Source organism: Micromonospora sp. NPDC004704 (assembly GCF_053601675.1).
Genome location: NZ_JBSGCD010000015.1, coordinates 1 through 24,430 on the forward strand (window position 1 = coordinate 1; position 24,430 = coordinate 24,430).

The following is a 24,430-nucleotide window of genomic DNA, read 5'->3' on the forward strand; positions in this document are numbered from 1 at the left end:
TGATCGACACTTCGGAACAGTCACTTCCCGGACCCGCCAGTCACCAGCCTAGAACACCACTACTCACCGCCTCTTGACACAGAGGGGTGCCAGATCCGGACGCTGTGGGTCGCGCTCATACTTGCATCGTGACCAACCAGAGCGATGCCCTTCCCGTGCTCGTCATCGACGGAGCCTCGTTCGTCGACTTCGCCGGCTTTGTACGCGAGTTCTCGCAGCTGCTTTGTCACGGCACCTGGAACGGAAGCCTCGATGCCTTCAACGACATCCTCCGCGGAGGCTTCGGCACCCCCGAGACCGCATGGGTGTTCAGGTGGGTCAACTCTGACTCGTCCCGGGTCGCGCTCGGTTATGACGCGACGGTCCGATGGCTGGAGCAGATCCTCCTCACCTGCCACCCATCGCACCGCACGAACATCGAGGCCAGGGTCAGGAACGCGCAGCGTGGCCAAGGGCAGACGCTGTTTGACATGATCGTAGAGATCATCCACGACCACGGCCCAGGCGGCAGCGAATCCGAGGACGGCATCATCCTCGAGTTGCTCTAACCCGTTTGGGTGGATAAACGGACCCCCTGACCGTTGCCGCCCGACCCGAGCTGCATCCGCTCACCAGGTCCACGCCTCCGCCGGCCACGACCTCCAGCGACGCGCGAACCGCGGCATGAGCGGATGCCTCGGTCGCGGTGCGTCCGGCAGCATGCAGCGTCGCTGAAAACTGGCGGGCGGAGTGCATCCACCTGTGGCAGCGGATCGTGCGCGCCGCATTGTGCAAGGATTCGGCTGTGTCCGTGTACAAGATTCTTCTGCCGGCCGAGTGGGCCACCCTCCAAGGGTCTGGGCGCTTCGACGGCTCGCCGTTCGACCGTGCCAGCGGATACATCCATCTCTCCACCCGTGAACAGGTGGCCGGCACCGCTGAGCGACGGTTCGCGGAGGAGGCACTGCTGGTTCTCGTGGAGGTCGATGCGAGCGCGTTCGGGGATCGGCTGCGATGGGAGATGATGCCCAACGGCGGACCGTACCCGCACCTGTACGAGGACCTGACGCTCGGCGCCGTTGTCGCGGTACACCGGGTCCCGGGTGCGGCAGCGGTGGAGAAGTGCCTGTGCGCTGCGGACCCGTCCGCCTGACGAACAGTGCACTCATCTCGACAGTTCAGGGTGCCGGCGCCCCTGGGCGCCGAACACCAAGCGTGACGGCTCATCGTCTGCCTGCGCCCACGATCAACGGCAGATCAGGATGTCGCCTGTGACGAAAGGCCCGATGTCGGGTCAGCACATGTACGGCTGGGATAATCGTGACCATGTGGTTGGAGTTGCGGTGACGGCTACGTCGGATCGTGGAGTGGTGCCGACACCAGGTTCGTTGGTGGTCTATCCCGGTACGTTCGATCCGTTTCACTCGGGGCACCGGGACCTGGTGGCCCGTGCCCGGGTGATGTTCGACCAGATCATCGTGTTGCTGGCGGTGAACGCCGACAAGCGACCAACCGCCGAGGCCACGACCAGGGCCGCACGCGTGCGCGACGCCATGCCGGCAGCCTGGGGCAATGTTGAGGTGGACACCTGGACCGGTTTGACCGCCGCCTACTGCCTGCACCGCGGCGCCACAGTCATCGTCCGCGGCCTACGTACGGCTGCGGACCATCGTCACGAGTACCAGCTCGCTGCGATGAACGAGAAACTCGGCGTTCAGACCGTCTGGTTGCCGTCCCGTCCGCAACTGGCCGCCACTTCGTCTACGGTCGCACGCGCATACCGCTCGGCACAGTCGACCCGTCCCTCCCTGAACGCTAAAGGGTGATCCCAGGGGTCGCGGATCGCTGGTAACGCCTTCGAGATGAAAAGCACTGTTCTCGGCAGACCCGCTCGCGCGGTCGCTAGGTTCCGGAGGCCATGTAGGCGGCGAGGATGTAATTGGGGTGGCGGTCGAGGTTCTTGCGGGCGCGGTCGTAGCGCATGGTGGTGCGGGGGTCGGCGTGGCGGGCGGCGATCTGTACGTCGCGGAGGCTGACGCCGGCGTCGAGCATGGTGGTGACGAAGGTGTGGCGCAGCATGTGGGGGTGCATCCTCGGCATCCGGATCCCGGCGTGGGCGGCGAGGTGTTTGAGTCGGCGGGTCGCGGCGTGGCGGTCCATCCTGGTGCCGAGGGTGTTGCGCAGGATCGGACCGTCGAGGTGGCCGTCGACCGCGCGGTCGACGGCCCTCGCCACCGCGGGTGGGAGTGGGACGAGGACTACCTTGCCGCCCTTGCCGCGTACCCGTAGGACGCGGTGGCCGTGTTCCTCGCCGAGGTCGCTGATGTTCGAGCCGCAGGCTTCGAAGATTCGGAGCCCGAGCAGGCCGAGCATGGCGACCAACGCGAAGTCGTTCGGGTTGTCGGATTGTCGTGAGGTGGTGATCAGTGCTTCGAACTGGAGGTGACCGAGCCCGAGGGTGGGTGATTCGGGTGGGACCACCGGTCTGCGGACGTAGTCGGCGGGTGAGTGCGGGAGGATGTCGTCGATGACGCAGACCCGGTAGAAACCGATCACCACCGACAGGCGGCGGGACACGGTCGAGGGCTGGAACCGCCGTACGTCTTGAAGCCAGCGCACGTACCGCTCAATGTCGACGCGCGCGGCCGACAGTGGATCCAGGTCTTGGTTAACGCACCAGGTCAGGAACACGCCTAGGTCGGAGTCGGTATGCGACCGTGTGTCACCTCGGTACCGACCGAGGTAGGCGGCCACCGCCGCGCGGAGAACGCGGCGATCAGGAGAGACGGTACCGGGACCGGAAGCGGGAGAGGTAGTCATACCTCACGGTGCGTCACGCTCAAAGGCAGTGCCAACACCCGCCAGGCGGCATGAGCGGACAGTCAGATGTCACGACGGGGAGCCGATCGAACGCCTTCGGCGACGGGACCACGCCGAGTGCCTCTGCGATCGCGGTTGCACAGGCATCAGGACCGGTGCTTGTGGTGTCTACGGCGATGTCGAACTCGCCGTGCGCGTAGACCGTGGTCTGGGAACGGGCCAGACCGATGGGCCGATCTCCACGACTTCGCTCGCGCCGGTCGAGTTCCTCCTGAGAGCAGCGAACCTCGACGAGCGTCACGTCGTATCCCTCCGATACATCGAGCAGGTCGTTCATACGCCACTGCTCGCTCAGCGGATAGTCCATAATGATGTCGTTTTCTGCGGAGGCGAGCGCAGCCACCGCTCGGTGAAACCTCGGAGCCCGACGAGGTCGGCCTCGAAGCCGTCCTCCCGCCGCCGCAAATCGTCGAGTGCCGGGTAGGCGGCGGGTGTCTCACCCGCCGCCTACCCGGCAGTACATCGGACTTTCCGACGCCACCGGGAGCGAGCAGGACAAAGCTCCCCGGCCGCCCGGCGAGGTCCCTGGCCGACGTGATGCCGGTGGCCGCACCGATGTCGAGAAAGCCGTCACCGTCCAGCGGCGCGTGCTCCTCATCCGCGCTCTGTATATGGCGTTCGACTGCACCGATGGCCACCGCCTCTCCCTTCCCCCGCTGGAGACGTAAACACTGCCCTAACTGAAGGCGTCGTACCTATTGGCTCAATTCACCAAAATACTCGCCAATGTCCGGATTATACCTAAACCACTCGGTCAGCAATTCCTGAACGAGCCGCCGGTCAAGCGTGCCTTCAACCAGGAATAGCTTGTGGCGCTGGCCAATCTTCTCATCAACGTCACGCCCGGACTCGACGGCATCGAGATACTCGATGTACTCCTCTGCTTGAAACACCCTCACAGCGCCGTCAAGATGGGAGAAGCTGCCCTTGACCTGATCAAAAACCACGTGCCCGAACCTTTCGACGCAGTATCTCTCACCGACACCGTGCCTTTCGTTGAGAGAACAAAATTCTTCGACTTTAAATTGCCTCAGATCCCCGTCCATCATGTCGGTTCTGAATATGGTGAAGATCTCGCAGTGATCGCTCAGACAGATTTTGCACTTGCTGCGATGCGCAGTTCGTGCGGTGAGATGCTTACTCTTCAATAGACCTTCGGAGAACGGTCGGCCATACCAGTAATCATGCTCGAAAATGTCCCGATAGTGATCGACTGTCGTCTTCCTAAGTGGATCGATTCTGATGCTGACACTCGCGCCGGCCGCCTTGGCCTCAGCAAGCAGGCTAGGTATCCCAACGAAGTTGGAGCCATAGAACCTTCGGAGGAACTGGTGAGGGTAGATAAGCGTATGCCCATCAAGGACTATGCCGTGATTGCGTAGCTCAAGCCGGTCGTCATCCGACAGGTTAACCAGCAGATTTTCCTCGTCTACCACCTTGAGCCCGAGTGTTTTGATCAATGTGGCGTCGTACAGATTGTCGATGTGGTTATCGATACCAGGCGCTCGTTGCTGTACGAGTCCTGCACCTATGTGCCGGACCACCACATCTAGATCGAAGCTGCCGTCATCGCGTTCACCAAAGAATAATGCAGATGAAAGCCACTCTGGCAGATTTGAAGTAGCGGAAAGCTCCTGAAGGGAGCCGAACCTGGATAGTATCGGCAAAATCTCAGCATGGAGTGCGTTGCAGTCGGTAACCAAGCGATCAGATGAAGGCGATTCCGAGACGAGCTCCGGGTAATCGATATAGGCAAAGCGATTTCTGTTAGCCAACTCCGCCGCGATTGCCGTGGCGAGACGATCTACTTCTGTGGTGCCGAACAAGGCTTCGAAAGCATCCATTATTAACCACCTCCTGTACCCAGCCATAGTTGATTTCAGGAGAGCAAGCAAGTCAATTTTGCCGGGCTGCCTCGCTGAACTTCCCGGCAAATCCATCGTGAGTTCTGTGATTTACTACTCGAGTTCGGGCATCGATCCTTCTGTTCGTGATCGTGTCGTCGCCATCGAGGCACTGGGGCCAGGGCGATTGCAAGGTCGAGTTCTGGCCGGCGGCGACCCTAGGCCGATGATGATCAACGTCACGTTTTGATCCACGCGGCGTGGCGGTGTCTCGCGCGTAACGGAAGTCCGGTAAATGGTCGAGTGTCTAGATCAAATATCGTCCGGAGCTTCCGTTGCCCGCACAGTCTGCCACGATCACTGCCCTGCCCGATGCCTTGGCCCAGGCCACCGGCGACGCCACCGCCGGCTATACCCCGAACCTACGGAAGTTCCTGGCTACGGTGCCTGACCCGCGTGACCCACGCGGGATACGCCACCCGCTCGTAGCGGTCCTGGCGATCGCGGCGTGTGCGGTCGCGGCCGGAGAGAAACCTTCGCCGAGATCGCCGAATGCGGGCAGGCCGCGGGCCTGGACGTCCTGGCAGTGTTAGGGGCGCGGGTCTGCTCAAGCGGCAGCTCTTGCAGGCGGTTCTGCAGCGCTGCGGCGACCGCCTCCAGGTCCAACCGGCGTTCAGTCGTGAGCGCCTCGGAGCGGGCCAGGTCCACAAGCTCCCAGAACTGGTCAACGACCATCGGGGCAGCATCGCAGGTCCAGCCGATCTTCAAGCGCAGTCAGATGACCCTGTGCTCATGCAAACCCGTTGGCCCCGACGTCGGCCATTGCCACCTCGGTGACGACCAGTTCGCGATGGCCGGCGACCAGGCTCGTCCGGCGCCCACCGGCGGCTCCATCTTCCCGTCCCGAACCCGATCGGCGGGCATCAGTGCCGGTGGAAACCGGTTCCTGGTTCGTCACGTTTCCCCTCGGTACTTTGCGCGGGCCCCTGCCATCCGGGTCCACGACGGACGCGTTGTCGGGCTCGTCGAAACCGGGCTCCTTGACATATCCGAGGGCAAACGCCCAGAAGGCAGCGAGCCGCTGGGATCGTTGGCATCGCATCCCAAGGTCCAATAGATCCCCATGGGGCCAACGTACGTGAGGCAAGACGCACTGTCATCGACAGTTCCGGACGTCGGCGCCTCGGGGCACCGAACACCGAGCGTGACGGCTTGTCGTCTGCCTGCGCGCACGACCAGCGGCAGATCCGTGCACGGCGACAGTGGGTGAGTCTGCGATCATCGCCGGATGCGATACCTGGCGCGACGCGTTTGGACAGTGGACGGAACAACTGAACATGACGGGCCACAATGCCCCCGCCTGTGCCGTACCACCTGAGAGGCGCCATGACCCGTTCGACAGAGCAGCGATATGCCTTCGACGACGCCAGTGACCAGGCCAACGACCACCACGACGCCCTCGGGCGGTTGCCGAACGCGCAGACCCGGCAGTTCATCGGCGACCTGATCGACCTGCCTGGCACGAGTTGCCTCGAGGTCGGTGCGGGCGCGACAGCGTCGCGGTCTGGCCGGCCGGCCTGGGCGCCGAGGTGCTGGCCACCGACATCGCGTTGATGGAGAACTTTTTAGTCCACACTGAAGATCGAACTGGTCTACCGCACCAGCTGGCGGAGCCGCGACGAGGCCCAGAACGCAATCTTTGAATACATCGACGCGTGGTACAACACCCGTCGCATCCCACGCGAGCTCGGCTACCTCAGCCCCGACGAATACGAGACCATCTGGCATACCCAGACCCAGCCAGATAGCCTCACCCCTGCCCCGACCGGAAGCAGGTAACCACCGGTCCATCAAACCGGGGGAACTCAGTCTCGCCTGCGTCCTCATCTGCTGGCACCGACTGATCAACAAGCCCGACCAAGATCGTATTAGGAGCTTAAGTCGAAGGGATGGCCGAAAGCATGTCAAGGGACCGTGCAAGCAAGTCCGCCGGAGCCTCGCCATCATGAGGGTCCGGTTGTATCTTGAGGTTCGACCGCCCCTCGTTCAGATCGGCAATGTCATGCGCTCAAGCTGTGGCCGCAGATGATGCGGCGCATCGATTGGCTTCTGATCCTCGGCGCGGCCGTGACCGGGGCGCTGTCGGTCAGTCTCATCTTGGCCGGCTTCCTGACCTCCGGCAACGCTGCGAATGTCCTGATCGGGCTCGGCATCAGCATCGCCATCGGTTGCGCCCTGTTGGTACTCCAGATCGTTCACATCGTCGGACGCGACCGCCCGGAGCCAGCCGGGACGCCACGGATGACGGAGCCGGCAGCTACGGAGCCCGGGCTGCCAGCCGGTCTGTACCGCTGGGAGCAGTACGCCGATCTCGAATTCGGCCGGCTGCTGGAAAGGGCGGACCGCCTGACGATATCGGCTCGGACAGCCGTGAACATACTCAGCCGCAACGCGGTGGAGATACGGCGTTTTCTGCAGCGCGGTGGAATGATGCGTGTCCTCGTACTCGATCCGTCGAGCGCCGGCCTGCTCAAGATTTATGCCGAGCCGTCCGCCGAGCTGACCGACAACCTTCGAACGGGTTTGCGATATCTGGCCGACTTCGGGCGGCAGTTCCGGCATCAGGTGCAGACCCGGCTCACTGGCCGGCCACCCACTTACGGTCTTATCTGGACCGATTGCCTGGACAAGGGTGGCACGCTTGCCGCCGGCTCGCCGAGCATCCTTCAGGTGAAAATCTACCTGGAGCACAGCCGGACTGGAGGAGGACGGCCCAACATCGTGATTTCGTCATGGGACGAGCCCTGGCACGCCGTCTTCGTCGATGATTTCAACGCGTGCTGGAATGAGGCGACCCCGCTACCGATTCCCGACGAGGCGCGAACCGAGCATGAGTAATGAGGACTGTCCGTTCTGTGAAGCTGCCGGTGGGTTGGCAGTCATCTTTCGCGGTGACGAGTGGCATGCTATATACAACTCGTCGCCCGTGGTCCCCGGTCATAGCCTCCTCATCCCGATCCGACACGTCGAGGACGCCGCAGAGTTGTCCGATACGGAGCAGCGTGAGTTCTTCATGATGCTGAGCAGCTTGGTGGCGGCAATGCTGCCAGCATACGGCGCCCAAGGCTATGACCTCGCGCTGCAGTCAGGCCATGCCGCCGGGCAGTCGATCGGACACTTGCACTTCCACGTTCTGCCCCGCAAGGACAAAGATCTACCCGACGGCAGTTCCTGGACCAGTGAGCTCGGCATCGGGCAGCCACTCGACGACGGACCGCGAAAGCGGTTGGACCTCCCGCGCATGCAGGACGAGGCGCGGCGGATCGCACGCTATCTGCCCGGGCCTCCACCGTGAGTGTGCCACGGGTAGTGTTCATCGAAGGGATGCCGGGAAGCGGCAAATCCACCACCCTCAACGAGTTGTCGCGGAGGGTGGAGCCGGGTGAGACCACGGGCCGGTTCTTCGATCTATCCGCCTCGGCGGCGGTAGAGGCGCACTTCCGACGGATGGTCTTTCAGCATGGCCCGAACACGACCCTGGACCGGGTCATGAACCTTTGGTCGTGGGCGTTGCTTGCAGCGGACACGTATCGGTCGACTGGTGTCGGTGTCGAAACGGTCATCTTGGAAAGGTCCCCGTTGTCGGCTTACGCCGCGGCCGCCCCCTTGATAAGCGGGCCGACGAACCAGTCGCTCCTTGACCTGGCAATGGGCAAAATCGGTGACTGCGCAATGGTGATCCTTGAGTGCCCCGAGGACATGCGGAGGCGACGACTTTCCGCCCGCGGCGCTCGCCAGTGGTGGCATCCAACCAACGAGAACGCGTCCTATCGGGGCGTCTTCGCCGACGCCTACGCCAGGCGTGACTCCCTTCCGTGCCGGGTCGTGGTGGTCGACACCACCGTCCCGGTGGCCGAAGTGGCATCAGAAATCATGAATTGGGTGAGGTGCGCCGATGGCCTTGCTGCCTGAGATCCAGTCACCCCAGGTTCTGCTTCTGGACGTGGGCGGTGTGCTGCTCGCGAGTGGGTGGGAGCTCATCCAGGAACATCCTGGCGCAGCGACGGATCTGGGTGAGATAACCGGCCCCTTTTCCGAAGGTCGCGACAAGGACTGGATCCTTTATCAGTCCTTGAGGCTGAGTGAGCACGAGTACTGGGAAAGGTGGTCGGCGAAGGTTAGGGCTCTGACCGATCCCATCAAAGACATCTACACCCGCGCTGCGGACCCGGTCCGGCATGCCGTCGTGAGAGAGGCGCTGACCATCACTCAGGGCGGTGCCAAGGTACTGGCGGTCAGCAATGGCATTAGTCGCCGGATAGGCGCCGAGTGGTACCGGGCACAAGAGGAACTTCGAGGATTCGAGCTTATCGACGCGGCTACTGTCGGCGCGAGAAAGCCCTCGACCGCCTTCTTTCAGGCCTGCGCAGAAGTTGCCGGAGTGCCGATGTCCGACCTCGTGTTGATCGACGACAATCTGCAATACGCCCTGGACGCGGCCGTCCATGGACTCTTCTCGTATCACTTCGAGATCGGTCACTCGATGACCTGTCGCGCGGTCAGGCCCGCTCCGTGAGAGTCGCAGTCGTGACGGCCCGGACGGTCGGGCTCCGGCTGGCCGAAGGGATCTTGGCGTCGGAGGCCCGGCTGAACGGTGACCTCTGCCTGGAACTGCTCGTCGGTATGGAGGGGGCGGAGCGTAGCGGCCACGTCGGCGCTACAGGGGTAGTCGGATTCGCGGAAGCGTTCGAAATCCCCGCGCACGTCACCGCCGACAGCAGCCTGGCCACTCTGGATCCGGGTGACGTCGACTACGTGCTGGTGGCAGGCTGGCCCTTCCGGATCCGGCGTCCGGCGACCGGGATCAAATTTCTGGGCCTGCACCCACGCCGCCTGCCAGGTGGTCGCGGAAGGTCGCCTATTTCCTGGACGATCGCCGCGCGTGAGCCGTGTACGGAACTCACCCTCTTCGCCTTGAGTGAGACCTTTGATGCAGGGCCGATTCTGCACGCGCATCCGGTTTCTCTCCGTCGCAATGAGGACGCGACCTCGCTCTTCTTGCGCATGTCGGCTGAGCATCAGGTCGTGGGAGAGCGCCTGTACGAGATTCTTTCCGATTCCATGGAATCGCTTCAGGACGAGGCGGCGGCGCGAACCTGGCCGCATCGAACGAGTGCCGACTGCCTTCTCGCGCCCGGCATGACGGTTGCGGACGCCCATCTGCTGCTACGGGCACAAACGCCCCCCTTTCCTCCCCCATTGGTCGTCCATGAGGGCGCCACGTACGTGATCGACTCGGCAGCTACGCTTGCCCGTCGCTGCCCGGATGGACGCCGGCTCCTTGACTTTTCTTGCGCCGACGGGACGATCAATCTGACGGTTCATCATTCCGAGCCGGGACAGGGAGCGAGCAATGCGATATTCCCAGTACATCGGGATTCCTGATCTCTATGCAGCCCCCGCCCGACAAGCCCTTCTGGCCTCGCTCGTCTCAGATCTGCTGCGCTTCGAGCACGCCAACGGCGGTTCCGATCTGCTTCATCCGCCCTCGCCGCTGGGCGCACAACGTCGCACTCGAGTTCTCACCGAGGTGCTGAGCGAGTTCGCGACCGAACCATGCAGCGGTGGGCCGGTGGCGGCTTTACCTCTTTCTCGATATCACGACGAGTACACCTTCCTCCGCATCGTGCAGGCGTTCGAGATCGTTTTCAGCACCATGGTCGGCGCCGCAAAAGACTCTCGGCGGGCGCTCAACCGCGACGACCATCGCTCGGCGGCCGCCGGCCTGTGGTCAGCCGGCCGCGACCTCGCCCGCCTGAACCCGCTGATGGCTCTGCTCGCGACGATGGATCGCGACGCGTTTCTCGCCTTTCGAGAGTTGAGTGCTGGAGCCAGCGCCGTGCAGTCCGACAGCCATCGGGCTTTGGTCGTGCGGTTCAGCAACCTGAATCAGGTCATAGTGGAGGCCCACTCGGCCGACGTGGCCGACGCGCTTCGGTCGGTGGAGAGGGCCCCCTGCACACCTCAACCACCGCGGTCACCGGGGCGTTCACCGCCTCCATCCTCGTCGGAGCGGTCATGGCGGTACCGGTCGGCCGCTGGCTGGACCGACACGGCGCCGAGCGCTTATGACCACTGGGTCACTGGTCGCGACCACGCTCGTCATGGCCTGGTCCCAAGTACGGACCGTCGCGCAGCTCTACGCCGTACTCATCGGCATCGGACTCACCGCGGCGATGGTGCTCTACGAACCGGCGTTCGCCGTCATCATCTCCTGGGTCGACCCCGACCAGCGAGCGAAGGCCCTGCTCGCAATAACCGTCGTCGCCGGCTTCGCCAGCTCCATCTTCCTACCCCTGACCGGGCAACTCGTGGACCGCTACGGGTGGCGCACCGCGTTACTCATCCTCGCCACCATTCACGGGCTGATCACGGTGCCGCTGCACGCCTTCATTGTGCGCAGACCACCGCACGAACCTTCCGCCACGCCGCACACTGTCTCAGCCATCCGCGGCGCGGCAGTGAGGGCGGCGCTGACCGACCGCCGGTTCTGGTGCCTCGCGGTCGCTTTCGTCGCGCACAGCGCCGCGATGAGCGCGATGACTGTGCACCTCGTCGGCTTCCTGATCCGGGAAGGGCACCCGGCGACCTTCGCCGCCGCCGTTGCCGGGCTGCTCGGCGCCCTGTCCGTCACCGGACGTCTGCTCCTGACCGGAGCACAACGCCACGTCCGCATCACCACCATCGTCGCGGCCATCTTCATCATCCAAGCTGTCGCCGCCCTCTGCCTGCCGACCATCGCCGACAGCGCACCAGGCGCGGTGGCCGGCGTGACCGCGTTCGGCCTTGGGTTCGGTATTGCCAGCCTCGCCGCACCGGCACTGCTCGCCGACCGCTACGGAACCGCCGCCTACGCCACCATCGCCGGCACCCTCGCCATGCCCGTCACCCTTGCCAAAGCGGGAGCGCCACTCGGCGCCGCCATACTGCTTTCCGTCAATGGCGGCTACAGCGCTGTCCTCGCGGCCATCAGCGGAACCTGCCTTGTCGCGGTCGCCGGCATCCTCACCGGGGCGAGGAAGCCGGTCCCGGTGCCGGCGTTTGCGGCAAAGGTGCGCGGTCGAACCGAGAGCACCCTCGGCAACACGGAATGACCATCACCCCATGCTGCGGCCTCAACTTCGGGCGGGTTTCGAATTGATTGGGTAGCAGAGGCTGGGGCTATAGGGGGCGAAGGCCTCGTTGATGCGCACTCGGAGCACCGCCCCGGTTAGGTCACGCCCAGCAACGCCGGTGACGCGTGGCAGCTGCCTGTTCGGCTTGGGCCGTACCGCCCTGCATAGTCGGTTCAGGACTGGTCGGTCACCGCAGTGTCGACCGGTTCGTCCTGGTCGTCCGGTTTCTTGTCAACGTCCAAGGAGTGCTGCACCTCCCGCAGAAGCGACACTGCCAGCGTGGCGGCGACCAGCGCGTTCTCGTCGGTGTGCTGCACCTGGTCGACGGGCAGGACTGGCTGTGCCAGACAAGGTCGCTTTGCCATATTGCGTCCTTGTAGATTCGGCCCCCATACAGGACGATGCAGTAGTTCGCTTGCCCTCCAACGGTCGCATACCTGATAACCATCGTCCACTATGCCCACTGCAGTACGTGAGCTAAGTTGCAGGGATGTCAGCCCTGATGGGTCCGAGCCTCCTTGGTCGACAGCCGCATGATCGATACTGGCGTGCCTCGGTCTCAAGTTTCTGCGGCGAGTGGATGGGCCCATTGAATGGAGCGGCCGCTATCGATTCAAGCGTTGGGGACGCGCTCCTGTGAGTGGAGTATTCGAGACAGTCCCAGCGGAGGATAGCGGTGCGAATACTCAGGATCGTTTCGGTTGGCAGCATCATTGCACCGCCGCAGACTGTATTGCGATGCTTTACGCAGACTCGACCATCGAGCGCGTAGTTTGCGAGATCCATGAGGACTACGTTGTGGACCGTGGCGGCGACGATATCGAGCTGGTGAGCTGCAAGCATCGTGACGGATCTCAAGGGCCTTGGAACCTTTCCGATTTATGTCTATCGGGAGGGTTGGCCCACCTCTTTTCGAGGTGGACGGAGCTAAAGGCTGCGAGAGTTCGATTGGTTACCAACGCGGGGTTGAGACCGGGAGCGGGAGAGGCTCTAGAGCTGCAAAAGTCATGCATGCAGGCAGCTGACGGAATGCCTTTCGAGGAAGAGGTGGCTAAGTCTCGGGACGAGTTAGCCTTGGCTCTGCTGGCGGCTCGGCGCAGACGAAGCTTCTATGGCATTCCTGAGACTCCCAAGCCGCCTCGGCGCAGGGATCAGCGCCAACCACCTCCCGCAGAGTTTCTTGTACGCGTGGAGAAATTCATGCGGGTCTTAAGGGTATGCCCTGACCTGCCAGCCCGAAGCTACATTCGCACCCAGCACGTAGAGAATGTGATGCGCCCGGCGCTGGAGAGTCTAGGGCATGATCTGGGCGGGTGTGGCAACGGCTATGACGGAGTCGTCACGCTGATTGCGAATCGCAATAAGGCGGACGCACTGCGCGGAAAGTACGCCTTATGGCTAACGGATCCTGGATTCGGCAGCGCCCGCGCCATCCAGGCCGCGCTCGTTGAGGCGAGAACCATACGGCGCGTCGATATTTTAGAGGCGCTGCCGACGCCAGCAAGCCGCCCTTTGCTCAGGCGCTGGACCACGTCCGGCCACGAGCGGCTACGTGTGAAGCTCGCCGCAGGCGGTGTACGCAGCACGCGAATCCAGGGTGCCTTGCGGTTGAGGGAAGCATGGCTTGCCCAATGGGAAGAATCGCGAGGAGATCTTCCAGGCGATGAGGCAGCGCGCCAAGATCTTGAGGCGCAGATTCTAGAGATTGCTGGTGATATTGAGGCGGCGGTTGCCAAATCAGGCCCCGAGTGGGGGGATCGTATGTATGAGCAATTGCGTGAGAGGCTGCGGAACGGCGACGTCGTGCCGGCGCCGAACCTATCCCTTGCTCCTGAGCATCTCTTTGGGCTGGCGCTCAACCTTTCCGCAGAGTGTGAGATCTGGTTTAGTGATGAATTCGACGTCGAACAAGCATTGAGGGAGGCGGGTCAGGTGGCGGCTCAGTCCTCACGGGGACTGGAGCCGGCCCTGTGAGCGTCCCTGATATTCAGGAAGAGGCGACTCACGCTGCGCTTCAGGAGGCTGCGCAAAGGCAGATCGGCGCGGCCCGTGACGGCGGGCGGCAGCCAACATCTTCGGTTGGTGAGCGGCTAATGCGGCGGCGGCGGGAGTCTATGCTCCGAGAAAGGCGTGAGGCTGAGTACCATCAGGCGCGAGTTCTTCTTCTGATAACTTCTATCGCTGGACAACGTGGGTCACTGGATGGACTAACTAAGCTTGCGAAGCTTGATTTCCTGCTCCGCTATCCAGTTTTCCTCGAACAACTCGCAGATATGGGGATTGATCGGCTAGTTCTGGATGAGGGCACAAGACCTACGCCGGACGAGAGAAAAGCGGTAGAATCGCGCATGGTCCGCTACAAATATGGACCGTGGGATGATCGCTACTACGGGATCATTGGCGCACTTGTTGGCCGTGGTTTGGTTGAATATGTTCCAGGTAAGCTGGGCAATGTAACACTCCGGCCGACAGAAGGTGGCCGAGCAGTGGCTGAAATTCTTGCTCTCGATCCTGCATGGCATCGAACAGCAGCTCGTTGCCGTGTACTTCGGAAGGCATTCGCCCGGTCAAATGGCAACTATCTCAAGAATCTAATATATGAGCGCCTACCTGATGTAGTCGATCGGCCACATCGTACGGAGATATGATGAGCGTTCGCTTCCGCATTAACGACGTTGAGCTGACCACCGGGGCTGGCGATTATTCGTTTTCGTTTGCTAGACCATGCAGCGTGCTGGACGGACCAGTTGGGACTGGCAAGAGCAGCTTGCTGGAACTGATCAAACATGCGTTGGGGGGAAATGCGGTTTTGACACCTGTCGTACGAAGCGAGGTCAGCAGCGTTCGTGCGCGAGTGGTGTTGAATGGTACCCCGATGGATTTGACGAGAGGACTGGGTGGTATGACAGCAACCTCGGTTGAATTTCGTGATCCGCGAGATGGCAGCCTCGTCGAGCAGGTGCCCATTCGTTCAACCGCCGACCGAGCAAACGTCAGTGAGACCTTACTGAGACTGCTTGGCATCCCGATCGTCGCTATGCCGCGTGCCCGGACCCAAGCAACGTCCGCATCAGTGCCGCTCACCTTTAATGATGTCTTCAGTTACATCTACGTCGAGCAGCAAGAAATCGATCGAAGTATCGTTCATCACACGGAGGTCTTTCGTGAACCCAAGAGGAGGGCTGTGTTTGAACTGATGTTTGGTCTTCTGGACCCCGAACAGCTGACTATCGAAACAACGCTGGGGCAGGTCCGCGATGCGTTGAAGGCCGCTGAGGGGCGTGCTGCGGCGGTTAGAACATTTCTCGAAACCGCAACTGATCATGATGAATCTACCCTACGCGAGCGGCAGTTGGTTCTGGGCGAACAGGCCGAGGAAGCGACCCGAGGGCTTTCTCGCCTGCGTGAAGAGATTGCTGCGACCACCCACGCCCATCAGGATCTTCGCATGCAGGTGCTTCGGGCAGAGGAGGAAGCACAAAAGCTGGCGGAAGCATGTCAATCGGCGGACTCCGAGGTTGCGCGGAGGCAACACATGCTTGCGCAGTCGCGTGTCAACCTGGCGCGGGAGGATAAGGCCCGCACGGCGAGCCGTCGCCTTTCCCCGCTCGAATTCGTGGTATGTCCACGTTGCACGCAGCACCTTGATGAGGGACGTGCGCCTGCCAATATATGTACGCTATGTCTTCAGCCGGATCCCCTCGCCGGTATGGATTTCGATTCACCACTCGGTGATAATGACGAACAGATTTTTGAACTTGAAGAGCTACTCTCTCGGGCCGAAAGGGATGCTCGAAGGGCGAGCGCCGTATCTCTACACGCTGATCAGATACTCGGCCGGCTCAAGGATGAACTCGACGTAGTCACCGCTCAAGCAGTAACGCCGCGTTTCAGTGAGGTGGAACTCCTTAGTGGTCGGCGGGGCCAAGCCCTTGCCGAGTTGACTCATACCCAGAACATCCTGAAATTTTGGGACGAGCTCCGATCATTAGACTCCCGGGTGAAGGAGCTTCAATCTGAGCGACAACAACTCGAAGAGCGGCTTGTGCGTTCGAAGGCCCGGCTGAAAACACGCCGGTCTGTACTGCAAGACCTTAGCGAGCTATTCGATCAGACCGTAGAAGCGCTTCAGGTTCCTTGGGCTACCTCTGCGTCCATTGACGATAAGAGCTATTTGCCCTTGGTTAACGGCGAGCGATTTGAATCACTTGCTGTTGCTGGCGGGACGAAGACGATTGTTACTGTGGCGTACCATTTGACGCTCCTTGGGCATGCGCTTTCGCAGCGTGATACCTTGCTGCCTCAACTGATTATTTTTGACACACCGAGAAAAAATCTTGGTGTTAATCCGAACGACAAGGCCATGGGGTATCGAATTTACGACCGTATCCGTACTCTAGTTGATGCTTATCGGGATGACGTCCAGTTCATTATTGCCGATAACGACTTCCCGGAGCGGGCTGATTGGACAAAATCGCTGCACTTCGACTACGAGCGTCCACTGCTGCCGCACGTTGTTCATCCAGGCGAGGAGGCGGCCAGATCCGGGGCGTTAGACACCGTCGATTCACTGCGAGCTCGGTGATACCTGTGCGGGTCCGGGTTTGAGCTGCACGATCTTGGCCGGAGGCCTGCCCTCTGACAGTGATGATGTGGGAGTGGGCCAGCCGGCGGTCTGACCCATCCTCTGACTGACCGTGATGTCTTCGTCGGCCTGGCCGGGTGATCCGTTCCTGCACTCACCCGCGGTCTGCGCAACGACCTGGACGCCGTGCCGCCGGACTCACCCTGCCCTAGAACTCCGGTGTCGGCGTACGGGACCCAGTCTTACTGCTGACCTCACCCGACCCTGACACCCAGAGGGTCGTAGTACAGAAGCACCGCGACCAACGCGGGGCGCGGTCTACGCGGGACGGCCAGCCGGGTGGAGAAGAGGCGGACGCCCCTGGAGGGAAGAACTATCTCAGTGCCGCCCTGAGGCATATCTGGCAGTAGACGTACTCCTCCGGGGCACTCGGCCTTGCTCCCGAACTGTTCCCCGACGCGCGCAGCACCTGCTTCGCCCGATCCTCGTGACCGACCGTATCGCCCGGCACCGGCTGATGCTGACCGACGAATGACCTCAGCCGGACCCACATCCGGTCCCTGCCGGGGAGTGCGCCGAGCCGACGATTGCTTGCAAGTCCACTCATTGCATGGCACGCGCCGGGCACCGGTCAGGTGAACAGCGCCGCCGCGGCCACCGCGAGGGCGATTGCTCCTCCGGCTGCCGAGCCGCCGACGAGTAGCGCGCGGGGCACGCGACCGTCATCAAGCCAGGACAGCAGCCCAGCCACTGAGCCGGCGATGAACGCCCCGATTAGGACGGTGACGATCCACAGGCTGATCAGCGCGTACGAGTCCACCTTGAAGCTCTCCTCAATAAGTCTGGCGCGGCACCGTGCTGCCGCAGTGCAGCAAATGTCACATGTCAGCTCGACGCTGGTTAGGTCAGTGAGTGACCGATCAGCCCGCACTCGGGCGAAATCGGCATGGCCATCTACCTCGTCGTTCGTGGTCCCCAGCCGTCTCCCTGGTAGCGAACTACCCCATGTGACTTCTTGTGCGGGCTGATCGGTCACGCCTATCTTTCTGGGGTGGCGAGCATGGGGGCGGCGAGTGGGTGAACGCGACGATCACCGCAGGCGTCGCCGGGCGGATGCGCTCCAGCGGTATGCCGATCAGTACGAGGCGGCTGGCCGGGCGCTCGATCAGGTGTACGCCGAGGGGGAGCGGTGGCGGAAACGGTTCGTGATCCGTCGTAACCTCATCCGACGTCAGCGTGCCCAGCTCGGTGCACCCACCAGCCCGGAGCCGTCACCGGCAGCGTTGCTGGTCACCCAGAAGGGTTGGGCGCTGCACCTCTACCTCATCGCGCTGTTTGATGCCCAGAGCCGCCGCCCACCGGGAGGCGCGATCCGCAACATACGGCCGCTTCGCGCCACCGGCCGGAAGCCCGGCTGGGTGGACCTGCTGCCCGCGACGACGGCTACCGCCGACCAGGCAGCAGGGATGATGCGCCAGACGAAACGTGCGCTCACGCTGCTCGCCGACCACAACTTGGTCAAGTTGAACGGCCGGAAGGGAACAGCGGGCCGGTTCGAGGAGTTCCAGCTACTCGACGAATCGGGAAGTTCCGAAGGTCTGTGGAGGCAGCACCTGTACGTCATCCCGACCGTGGACGAACTCGGAGGTAACCCGGATCCCTACCGGGCCTTAGCTGCGAAGGCAGGTAAGGCGGAGGCGATGCAGTTGCCAGACGTGTTTTTTCTCAATGGCTGGGTCCATGTCCTTTCGGCAGCCGAGATCGTGACCTACCTGATGTTTCGGGATCTGGAGGCCAGGTACCCGGAGTCGTCGAAGCGGGGCGTGTTCGTCACCGAGCCCAACCGTGCAGCGTGGTACGGCATCGGTCGCGACGTATACGAAAGCCACCGGCAGTTGGCCGCGTACGGGCTGGTTGAACGGCTGGCTGATCCGAACCGTCGCCCGGACGGCAAGATCTTGCACCGGCCCGGCGGGGGTCAGTATCTGCAGCCGCTGCGGTTCCGCACGCTCCAGCACGGTCTGGACCGGCCGGCTCTGAAGACGGTCATCGCCGCCCTCAGGAAAGCTTGACCGCAGCCGGTGATGGCCGCGCTCCCGGGAAGATCGCCCTGGCGCGCACCCACAGGTGGTGAAATGCGAAGCGGCTGGTGCGGCCAAGCTGACCGCTGAAAATGCTGGTGCGGCTGCCGCACAGCGTCGTAGGGCAGGCGCCCCCGAACTGACCGTCGGCCACGCGCTGCTCTGGTCTGTCTAGGCGCTGGTGCTAGGCTCGATACCGCTATGCGGCCCCGGCAGTACCGGGGCCGACGTGCCTCCAGGCGGATGCGACCGGGCCGGTAACCCGGATGACATGCCTACCACTGACTACTCACACAGCGTCACGCAGCTGTGCAGCGGATCGCGTCGCGCTGCGCCGGACAGATGGGAAAGCGACATGGTGTACCAGTTCCTGGCGCACAGGAGCCCCAGCAAGAGCCGAATCTTCGCGCTCATCCGAGCGACCGACGACCACCTTGAGGCGGTCACCACCCTCGGAGCCGCCGACGCAGCGGTGACCGATGACCTCGTCTCGGCGCTCAACATCTACCTTGCCGACCGTGCGGAGAAACCTCTCCACGTGGTCCTCGACCGGCTACCGGACGCGGTACGCATCGCCGTACAGAACTTCGTGCGCGAGCGCTGCGTGTTCGAGCTAGGAGCCTTCACCAACTACGGGCCGGTCGACAACATCCGCCTCAGCTACTTCGACGGTGCAGACGACCAGTTCATCCAGTACCTCGAAGCCGCGTACACGGTTGGATTGGGCATCCGCGCCACCAACGAGCTCAGCGGCACCGGCAACGTAGGCTGGGAGGTAGAACTCCGCTCCGACGAGGTGTTCGTTCCTGGCAGCGCCGAGCCGCGAACTTGGCCTCTCCCGGACGGCATACCGGTGCTGCGCACCTGGACGAGCCAGGAAAGCCCGGGTGAGTCGGTCGTCAAGGCCGTAACCATCGCGATGACGGCGAGCGATGACGGCCGCTACGTCCGCCTGCACACCCTCATCCGGGGCGGCGGCGAAACCGAGATGACTAACGGCGCGACGTCAGAATTCGTCGTCGACATCTTCGATGCTCCGATCCCGCCCTCTGCAGATGACGAGTGATCCAGTGAAGGGGCAGTACTCGCCGACATGACTCTGTGCTGGTCAGCCGATCGGGGCTATACCCGTCCGACCGGCTGACCGACCTTCGGTTCGTCGTGCGCTGGTTCAAGATGGCGGTCATGACAATAAACCGTCGTCGCCGGTGCCGTTATGACCAGAGTCGAAGTCGGGCAGCACCAGGAGCGGCTGACTGACCAGACGCCAACTATGCCGACTGTAAACCGGTAGAGCGGGCCTCGACCCCTCATGCCGAGCTAGAACTGGTGGTCACAGGCAAGGAGAGCCAGAACAGGCAGGCGAGGTCAGCTTCTCTCCCGACATCCTGGGCGGTTCGCCGCAGGCGCCGGCATTAGGACTTGGCCGTCCGTGACTGATCGGGTACCTTCCGGCGTGTGGCGTCCCGGAAACTGGCCTTCGTCGACGCGGTACGACTACTCGGCGGCGACGCGGATGCGGTGGGCTGGCTCAATCGGCTGGCCGGAGTCGCCGCAGCGGCGGTCACGGTCACGACCATCGGTGCCGTGGACCTGTTCGCGTTGCGCGACGAGCTCGTCAAATGGGGCAACGCGGCGGTCGGCCGGATCCGGGAGCGGACGCACGGGCTGGGGCGCTTCGACCGGACACAGCTGCTGGTCGCCGCGCACTCCGTCATCGTCGTGACGTCGTTCTACGAGGCGCTCGACGAGGTCATGACCGAGATACCTGAGCTGAATCTGAGTCGAGCGGAGCTAACCGCGGACGAGCAGGTCGCCTTAGCGACGAAGGGACCTGCGGCGCAGCAGTACGCCGAAATGGTGGCCTCGCTGGTCGAAAGACCGCCGCCGATGCCCGCACCGCACCTGCCGTTCGAAGAAGCGCTGAAGGCGCTGGAGGAGCACTACCGAGCGGTGGCGGGTCGGCTGCACGCGTTCCTTGCCGGGCTCAGCGCGTTCGAGCCGGAGCCCCTCGACGATGCGGCCCGGCTGATGCGTAAGCGGTTGCCTGGCATCGCGGTCGACCGGTACGCAGAGGCGTATCGCGCGCTCGCGCTCCAAGCGCCGGAGTTCGGGGTGTGGTCGGGCATGGTCGAGGGACAGGCTACTCGGGCGGTGCTGGCCGACGCGGTCGCCGGCCTGCGGTCGGAACTGGGCGAGCTGCGCGACGCCGGGCACGCAGCGGTCGACAGCGTCAGGGAGGGGCTCGGCGTACGGCATCGAGCTCGGCTAACGCGGCCCGTCCTCAGTTCGTCCGACGCTCCGCCCCACGCCACGCTGCCGACCCTAAAGCAGTCTTACGTCAAGCCGAAGGGCCGCGTCGCGGTCGCTGGGCCGACCGATCTGCCCGTTATCGAAGCCTGGTGGCGGGACAGACCGCCCGTATCGGACGTCCCCAATTTCCTGTTTGGTCACCTGACCGGGCAGGCGGCGGTAGAGCAGCCGGCGGTGGTGCTCGGTCAGCCCGGGTCGGGCAAGTCCGTGTTGACCCAGATGCTCGCCGCCGAGCTGCCCGAGAGCGACTTTCTGACGATCCGGGTAGAGCTGCGGAAGGTCCACGCGGACTCGTCCGTCCAGCAACAGATCGAACGGACCCTCTACGAGATGCTCGGCGAGGCCGTGACCTGGCCAGATCTGGTCCGGCGAGCCGGTCCGGCGCTGCCGGTGGTCATCATGGACGGGTTCGACGAACTGCTACAGGTCACCGGCGTCAACCGCGCCGACTACCTGGAACAGCTCCGGGAGTTTCAGCAGCGAGAGGCCGAACTCCGACGCCCGGTCGCAATCTTGGTGACGAGCCGGACGGTCGTTGCCGACCGCGCCCGCTTCCCGCACGGCACGGTCGTCGTCCGGCTAGAGCCTTTCGACGACAGACAGGTCGCCACGTGGCTCGACGTGTGGAACGACGTCAACCAGGCGAGCCTGCGACAGCGCGGCCTGCGCACCCTGCCGGTCGCGACCGTCGCCCAGTACGGCGAGCTGTCAAGGCAACCGCTGCTCCTGCTGCTGCTCGCCCTCTACGACCTGGGCGATAACGCGCTGCAGACCGCAGGCGGCGGCATCGGCCGAGTCGACCTCTACGAGCGACTGTTCGCCGACTTCGTCGCCCGGGAGGTCGACAAGCACGACGAGGGCCGCAGCGCCGAGCAGCGACAGCTGGAAATCGACGCGGAATGGCGACGGCTGTGCGCCGTAGCCATCGCCATGCTGAACCGGGGCGGCGACGTGATCTCCGAGACGGACCTAGAGAACGACATCGTGCACCTACTCACGCCGAGCGATCTAGGGTGCGCGCCGTCCGACTCCATGCGCCGAGGGCTCACGGTAGGGCAGCTGCTCGTCGGTCGATTCTTCTTCATCCACCAATCACAAGCGAGCCGGGGCACGGGCGCTTCGGAGCGAAGCTTCGAGTTCCTGCACGCCACGTTCGGCGAGTTCCTTGCGGCCCGCCAGCTCGTCAACGCGCTCACGGACCTGGTCGAGGACCGAGTCCACCAGCGTCTCCGACCTGGAGCGGTGCTCGACGCCGGCTTCCTGTACGCCGTCACGTCGTTCATCACCGTCGCGCGTCGTGCGCCGCTGTGGGAGTTCTCTCGTGGGTTCATCGACCGGCTCGACCTGAACCAGCGGCGACGGTGCCGGCAACTGGTGATCGAACTGCTGGCCGATGCCGGCTTCCTACACCCGACATGGTCGCTTGCCGGGTATGAGCCGCGCCGCAAGCCGGTGGCCGCCCGGCACGCCACGTATTCCGCGAATCTCGTCTGCTTCGCCGTCCTGCTGTCGGACGTGCCGGTAGACGCGGCCGAGTTGGTGGGGGAGCCGGTCGTCGTACGGTGGCGGGCCCAGGCCCTGCTGTGGGAGAGCCAGCTCGATCTGGAGGACCGCCAGCGTCTGTGGCAGGTGCTGAGGGTGACGGGGTCTGTCGCATTGACCGTGTGGGGCCGACGACCCTATGACGCTGCTATGTCCCGTCAAGTGGTTCGGGACGTTGCGGACCCTCCGCTCAAATCGCACCCCGTGAAATAGTTCTTGGCACCGCACTGGGACCGATCCGACCGGCCGGAGATGGCTCAGGTTGCGCCTCGTTGCGTGGCAGTACGTGTCGGAATCGTTCGAGCGTGACCAGCTGCGCGCGTTGATTCCTGGATCGCTGCAACGCCAACTCATGGGAAGCGATGGAGAAGGAGGCGCGCCGTGGCGGTGATGACCTGCATCCTGAAACGGGTCTCGTCGGCGTCAGACATTCCGGGATGCGAACCCTTGCTGTGGGTCATCTTCCACAGCCCCGTTCGTGTTAGGCAGGGCCGCGAAGCTCGCGGGAGACGCTGGTACTTCGTACGCTATCCGGCAACATGGGCAGGCTAAGACGCTCACACGCGTCACCGAGGGCCACAGGTATGTTCTCTCACCTGGGCTTCCGAGAGGCTCGTGCAGCGCAACGAGATCCACGCCGCACTCCACCGGGCGACTCTGGCAAATGGTGCCGGTGATTAGCTGCGTGTGGGCAGGTACAGGCCGCTGCGGTGCTTTTGCGCGCCCGTCGGCACGTGGCGCGCTGGCGGGGTTGTCAGGGCCGTGACTCCGCCGGGGATGCCGAGGCGGGCTAGCGCGCGATCGAGCCAGGCCGGTTCCTCGGTGCACAGTTCGGTGATCAGGGCGTACTGTCCGGGCACGTTGAGCCGGCGGTGCACGACGATGCTCTCCCGAGCCAGAGAACCGGGCGTGGTGCGGCGGAAGGCCGCACCACGGTGGTGGGCCTCGGTGGCGTCAAGCCCGTTGAGGCGCATCTCGCCGGAGGTCAGCACGACGCCGAGTACGTGCGGGTGGGCGTCGAATAGCGGATCGAGCGCTTGGCGAAGTACATCGATCTTCTGAGGTAGTGGGTCGCGGGCAAAGGGCGTGAGCGGCCACACGGCGCCCGCGTCTTCCAGCCACAGCCAGGCCGCGCCGGCGGATTGGGTTTTGACGGCCTTTCCCATGAGCGCTTGCAGCAGCCGGGGGCCTTGGTCAGCCTCCCACATCGGCCCGGCGATTCGAGCGCCGGCCGGCGCCGGATCCGGTTGAGCGGTCAGCGTCAATTCGTCGACGGTGACCTCGACGGGGACTCCGGTCGCCGCTGCCTCAGCGGCAGCCAAGGCCACAGTCTCCTTCCACTGCAGGGTGGCTTCGGGAGGTAGGTCGCCGTCCCAGTGCACGCCGTGGCGGCCTGCCAGCACCCGAAGGTGCGTGGTGGCATCCCTGACCCGCTGGTTGTAGGCGCGGAACGCCTGGTCTGGGCCCAGCGCCCTGACCTCGATGAACACGTCGCTGTCGGCGCGTACCGCCCGCAGATCTCCCGGCCCGCCCTGCGGCTTCACTGGCTCCAGCGTGATCCGCGCACCGGCCTGGATGGCAAGAACCGCCAGCCGTGCCAAGGCGATGTGATGGCGAAACTCCTCAGCCGTCGGGTTGGCACGCAGGTTCTTCCGTACCTGACCGATGCCCTGGACCTTGGCGTCGACCAGGACCTGCAGGCGCGCCCACAAGCCGACTACGGCGACGAACGCTGGCGCGCCCAGCAGCGAGGCGAAGTACGGTCCCATCGTCGGTCCGGTCATTCCTGGCGCGGGATGTGTTGCCCGGTGCAGCCAGGCAGGGCCGAAGAACGCCTCCAAGTCCATGATCGCCTGGCTCGCGATCCGGCGGCCTGTCGACGTCAGGTACTCCGCCTCTGCCGGGTCGCCGACCGCGACCGCCCAGTCCAGTTGTCGCCGGCCAGCTTCGACGTCCCGCCACTCATCGTTCACGCCCCTAGCATCCCCTGCCTCGCCACCGCATTTTCCGAGCCCTGCACCCTCCCTGGGC

At 63.6% G+C, this 24,430-nt stretch carries 22 protein-coding genes and 2 pseudogenes; 18 read left to right on the forward strand and 6 right to left on the reverse strand.

The features are described from left to right. Positions 1-128 precede the first annotated feature (128 nt). The 3 genes from ACWEFB_RS21180 (at position 129) to coaD (ending at position 1,805) form a co-directional block, all read left to right on the forward strand. Positions 129-548 (forward strand): barstar family protein, encoded by a 420-nt coding sequence (locus ACWEFB_RS21180; RefSeq protein WP_452287762.1) that lies wholly within the window; start codon positions 129-131, stop codon positions 546-548. Positions 549-784: 236 nt separating this feature from the next. Then, positions 785-1,132 carry a DUF952 domain-containing protein gene (locus ACWEFB_RS21185; RefSeq protein ID WP_452287764.1) on the forward strand — a complete coding sequence of 116 codons (348 nt, stop codon included), beginning with the start codon at positions 785-787 and terminating at the stop codon, positions 1,130-1,132. A 118-nt stretch (positions 1,133-1,250) separates the two neighbouring features. Further along, a complete protein-coding gene (gene coaD / locus ACWEFB_RS21190; RefSeq protein WP_452287766.1) occupies positions 1,251-1,805 on the forward strand; it encodes a pantetheine-phosphate adenylyltransferase in 555 nt (184 codons plus the stop codon). A gap of 76 nt (positions 1,806-1,881) precedes the next feature. Here coaD and ACWEFB_RS21195 read toward each other — a convergent pair whose 3' ends face one another. From ACWEFB_RS21195 to ACWEFB_RS21205, 3 genes and pseudogenes are all read right to left on the reverse strand, one after another. Then, positions 1,882-2,598, reverse strand: coding sequence for a tyrosine-type recombinase/integrase (locus ACWEFB_RS21195; RefSeq protein ID WP_452287768.1), 717 nt, complete (start codon positions 2,596-2,598; stop codon positions 1,882-1,884). A 220-nt stretch (positions 2,599-2,818) separates the two neighbouring features. After that, positions 2,819-3,214: pseudogene (locus tag ACWEFB_RS21200) on the reverse strand (phosphotransferase-like protein); the annotation flags it as partial. A gap of 340 nt (positions 3,215-3,554) precedes the next feature. Next, positions 3,555-4,703, reverse strand: a complete 1,149-nt coding sequence (locus ACWEFB_RS21205) for a hypothetical protein (protein ID WP_452287770.1) — start codon at positions 4,701-4,703, stop codon at positions 3,555-3,557. Positions 4,704-5,146: 443 nt separating this feature from the next. Between ACWEFB_RS21205 and ACWEFB_RS21210 the strand changes: the two genes are divergently transcribed. The 9 genes from ACWEFB_RS21210 to ACWEFB_RS21250 all read left to right on the forward strand — a co-directional run bounded on the left by ACWEFB_RS21210 (position 5,147) and on the right by ACWEFB_RS21250 (position 11,857). Then, complete coding sequence (locus ACWEFB_RS21210; protein ID WP_452288026.1) at positions 5,147-5,296, forward strand: transposase family protein; 150 nt, start codon at positions 5,147-5,149, stop codon at positions 5,294-5,296. A 793-nt stretch (positions 5,297-6,089) separates the two neighbouring features. Then, the gene (locus ACWEFB_RS21215; protein WP_452287772.1) at positions 6,090-6,317 is read left to right on the forward strand and encodes a hypothetical protein; all 228 of its coding nucleotides are present in this window, start codon (positions 6,090-6,092) and stop codon (positions 6,315-6,317) included. 27 nt (positions 6,318-6,344) lie between these two features. Continuing rightward, positions 6,345-6,542 carry an IS3 family transposase gene (locus tag ACWEFB_RS21220; RefSeq protein ID WP_452288028.1) on the forward strand — a complete coding sequence of 66 codons (198 nt, stop codon included), beginning with the start codon at positions 6,345-6,347 and terminating at the stop codon, positions 6,540-6,542. Between the two features lie 246 nt (positions 6,543-6,788). Beyond that, complete coding sequence (locus ACWEFB_RS21225) at positions 6,789-7,601, forward strand: hypothetical protein (protein WP_452287774.1); 813 nt, start codon at positions 6,789-6,791, stop codon at positions 7,599-7,601. Continuing rightward, on the forward strand, positions 7,594-8,058 hold the full coding sequence (locus ACWEFB_RS21230) for an HIT family protein (RefSeq protein WP_452287776.1): 465 nt from the start codon (positions 7,594-7,596) through the stop codon (positions 8,056-8,058). Before ACWEFB_RS21225 ends, ACWEFB_RS21230 begins: the two co-directional genes overlap by 8 nt. Positions 8,059-8,072: 14 nt before the next feature. Further along, positions 8,073-8,675, forward strand: coding sequence for an AAA family ATPase (locus ACWEFB_RS21235; RefSeq protein WP_452287778.1), 603 nt, complete (start codon positions 8,073-8,075; stop codon positions 8,673-8,675). Continuing rightward, positions 8,659-9,279 (forward strand): HAD family hydrolase, encoded by a 621-nt coding sequence (locus ACWEFB_RS21240; protein ID WP_452287780.1) that lies wholly within the window; start codon positions 8,659-8,661, stop codon positions 9,277-9,279. The genes ACWEFB_RS21235 and ACWEFB_RS21240 overlap by 17 nt, the downstream gene beginning before the upstream one ends. 11 nt (positions 9,280-9,290) lie before the next feature. Beyond that, positions 9,291-10,148: a hypothetical protein gene (locus ACWEFB_RS21245; protein ID WP_452287782.1), complete on the forward strand. Its 858-nt coding sequence runs from the start codon at positions 9,291-9,293 to the stop codon at positions 10,146-10,148. Positions 10,149-10,867: 719 nt separating this feature from the next. After that, positions 10,868-11,857, forward strand: coding sequence for an MFS transporter (locus ACWEFB_RS21250; RefSeq protein ID WP_452287783.1), 990 nt, complete (start codon positions 10,868-10,870; stop codon positions 11,855-11,857). Between the two features lie 194 nt (positions 11,858-12,051). On the opposite strand, the gene ACWEFB_RS21255 is transcribed toward ACWEFB_RS21250, so the two are convergent. After that, positions 12,052-12,243: a hypothetical protein gene (locus ACWEFB_RS21255; RefSeq protein ID WP_452287785.1), complete on the reverse strand. Its 192-nt coding sequence runs from the start codon at positions 12,241-12,243 to the stop codon at positions 12,052-12,054. Between the two features lie 271 nt (positions 12,244-12,514). Between ACWEFB_RS21255 and ACWEFB_RS21260 the strand changes: the two are divergent. The 3 genes and pseudogenes from ACWEFB_RS21260 to ACWEFB_RS21270 form a co-directional block, all read left to right on the forward strand. Next, a pseudogene (locus ACWEFB_RS21260) lies at positions 12,515-12,883 on the forward strand (dsDNA nuclease domain-containing protein); the annotation flags it as partial. A gap of 183 nt (positions 12,884-13,066) precedes the next feature. Then, the gene (locus ACWEFB_RS21265; protein ID WP_452288034.1) at positions 13,067-13,852 is read left to right on the forward strand and encodes a hypothetical protein; all 786 of its coding nucleotides are present in this window, start codon (positions 13,067-13,069) and stop codon (positions 13,850-13,852) included. A gap of 673 nt (positions 13,853-14,525) precedes the next feature. Further along, complete coding sequence (locus tag ACWEFB_RS21270) at positions 14,526-16,463, forward strand: hypothetical protein (RefSeq protein WP_452287787.1); 1,938 nt, start codon at positions 14,526-14,528, stop codon at positions 16,461-16,463. A 631-nt stretch (positions 16,464-17,094) separates the two neighbouring features. Here the strand turns inward: ACWEFB_RS21270 and ACWEFB_RS21275 are convergent. Then, complete coding sequence (locus tag ACWEFB_RS21275) at positions 17,095-17,283, reverse strand: hypothetical protein (protein ID WP_452287789.1); 189 nt, start codon at positions 17,281-17,283, stop codon at positions 17,095-17,097. A gap of 253 nt (positions 17,284-17,536) precedes the next feature. Between ACWEFB_RS21275 and ACWEFB_RS21280 the strand changes: the two genes are divergently transcribed. The 3 genes from ACWEFB_RS21280 to ACWEFB_RS21290 all read left to right on the forward strand — a co-directional run bounded on the left by ACWEFB_RS21280 (position 17,537) and on the right by ACWEFB_RS21290 (position 22,612). After that, positions 17,537-18,535 (forward strand): hypothetical protein, encoded by a 999-nt coding sequence (locus ACWEFB_RS21280; protein ID WP_452287791.1) that lies wholly within the window; start codon positions 17,537-17,539, stop codon positions 18,533-18,535. Between the two features lie 364 nt (positions 18,536-18,899). After that, positions 18,900-19,610, forward strand: coding sequence for a hypothetical protein (locus tag ACWEFB_RS21285; RefSeq protein ID WP_452287793.1), 711 nt, complete (start codon positions 18,900-18,902; stop codon positions 19,608-19,610). A 392-nt stretch (positions 19,611-20,002) separates the two neighbouring features. Continuing rightward, positions 20,003-22,612 (forward strand): NACHT domain-containing protein, encoded by a 2,610-nt coding sequence (locus ACWEFB_RS21290; protein WP_452287795.1) that lies wholly within the window; start codon positions 20,003-20,005, stop codon positions 22,610-22,612. A gap of 464 nt (positions 22,613-23,076) precedes the next feature. On the opposite strand, the gene ACWEFB_RS21295 is transcribed toward ACWEFB_RS21290, so the two are convergent. Beyond that, positions 23,077-24,372, reverse strand: coding sequence for a hypothetical protein (locus ACWEFB_RS21295; protein WP_452287797.1), 1,296 nt, complete (start codon positions 24,370-24,372; stop codon positions 23,077-23,079). Positions 24,373-24,430 lie beyond the last annotated feature (58 nt).

What these genes read in the sequence shown, in the direction of transcription:
- ACWEFB_RS21230 (WP_452287776.1), top strand. Translation starts at nt 7,594, where the DNA reads ATGAGTAATGAGGACTGTCCGTTCTGTGAAGCTGCCGGTGGGTTGGCA.
- ACWEFB_RS21250 (WP_452287783.1), top strand. Translation starts at nt 10,868, where the DNA reads ATGGCCTGGTCCCAAGTACGGACCGTCGCGCAGCTCTACGCCGTACTC.
- ACWEFB_RS21225 (WP_452287774.1), top strand. Translation starts at nt 6,789, where the DNA reads ATGATGCGGCGCATCGATTGGCTTCTGATCCTCGGCGCGGCCGTGACC.
- ACWEFB_RS21240 (WP_452287780.1), top strand. Translation starts at nt 8,659, where the DNA reads ATGGCCTTGCTGCCTGAGATCCAGTCACCCCAGGTTCTGCTTCTGGAC.
- ACWEFB_RS21270 (WP_452287787.1), top strand. Translation starts at nt 14,526, where the DNA reads ATGAGCGTTCGCTTCCGCATTAACGACGTTGAGCTGACCACCGGGGCT.
- ACWEFB_RS21215 (WP_452287772.1), top strand. Translation starts at nt 6,090, where the DNA reads ATGACCCGTTCGACAGAGCAGCGATATGCCTTCGACGACGCCAGTGAC.
- ACWEFB_RS21255 (WP_452287785.1), bottom strand. Translation starts at nt 12,243, where the DNA reads ATGGCAAAGCGACCTTGTCTGGCACAGCCAGTCCTGCCCGTCGACCAG.
- ACWEFB_RS21205 (WP_452287770.1), bottom strand. Translation starts at nt 4,703, where the DNA reads ATGGATGCTTTCGAAGCCTTGTTCGGCACCACAGAAGTAGATCGTCTC.
- ACWEFB_RS21285 (WP_452287793.1), top strand. Translation starts at nt 18,900, where the DNA reads ATGGTGTACCAGTTCCTGGCGCACAGGAGCCCCAGCAAGAGCCGAATC.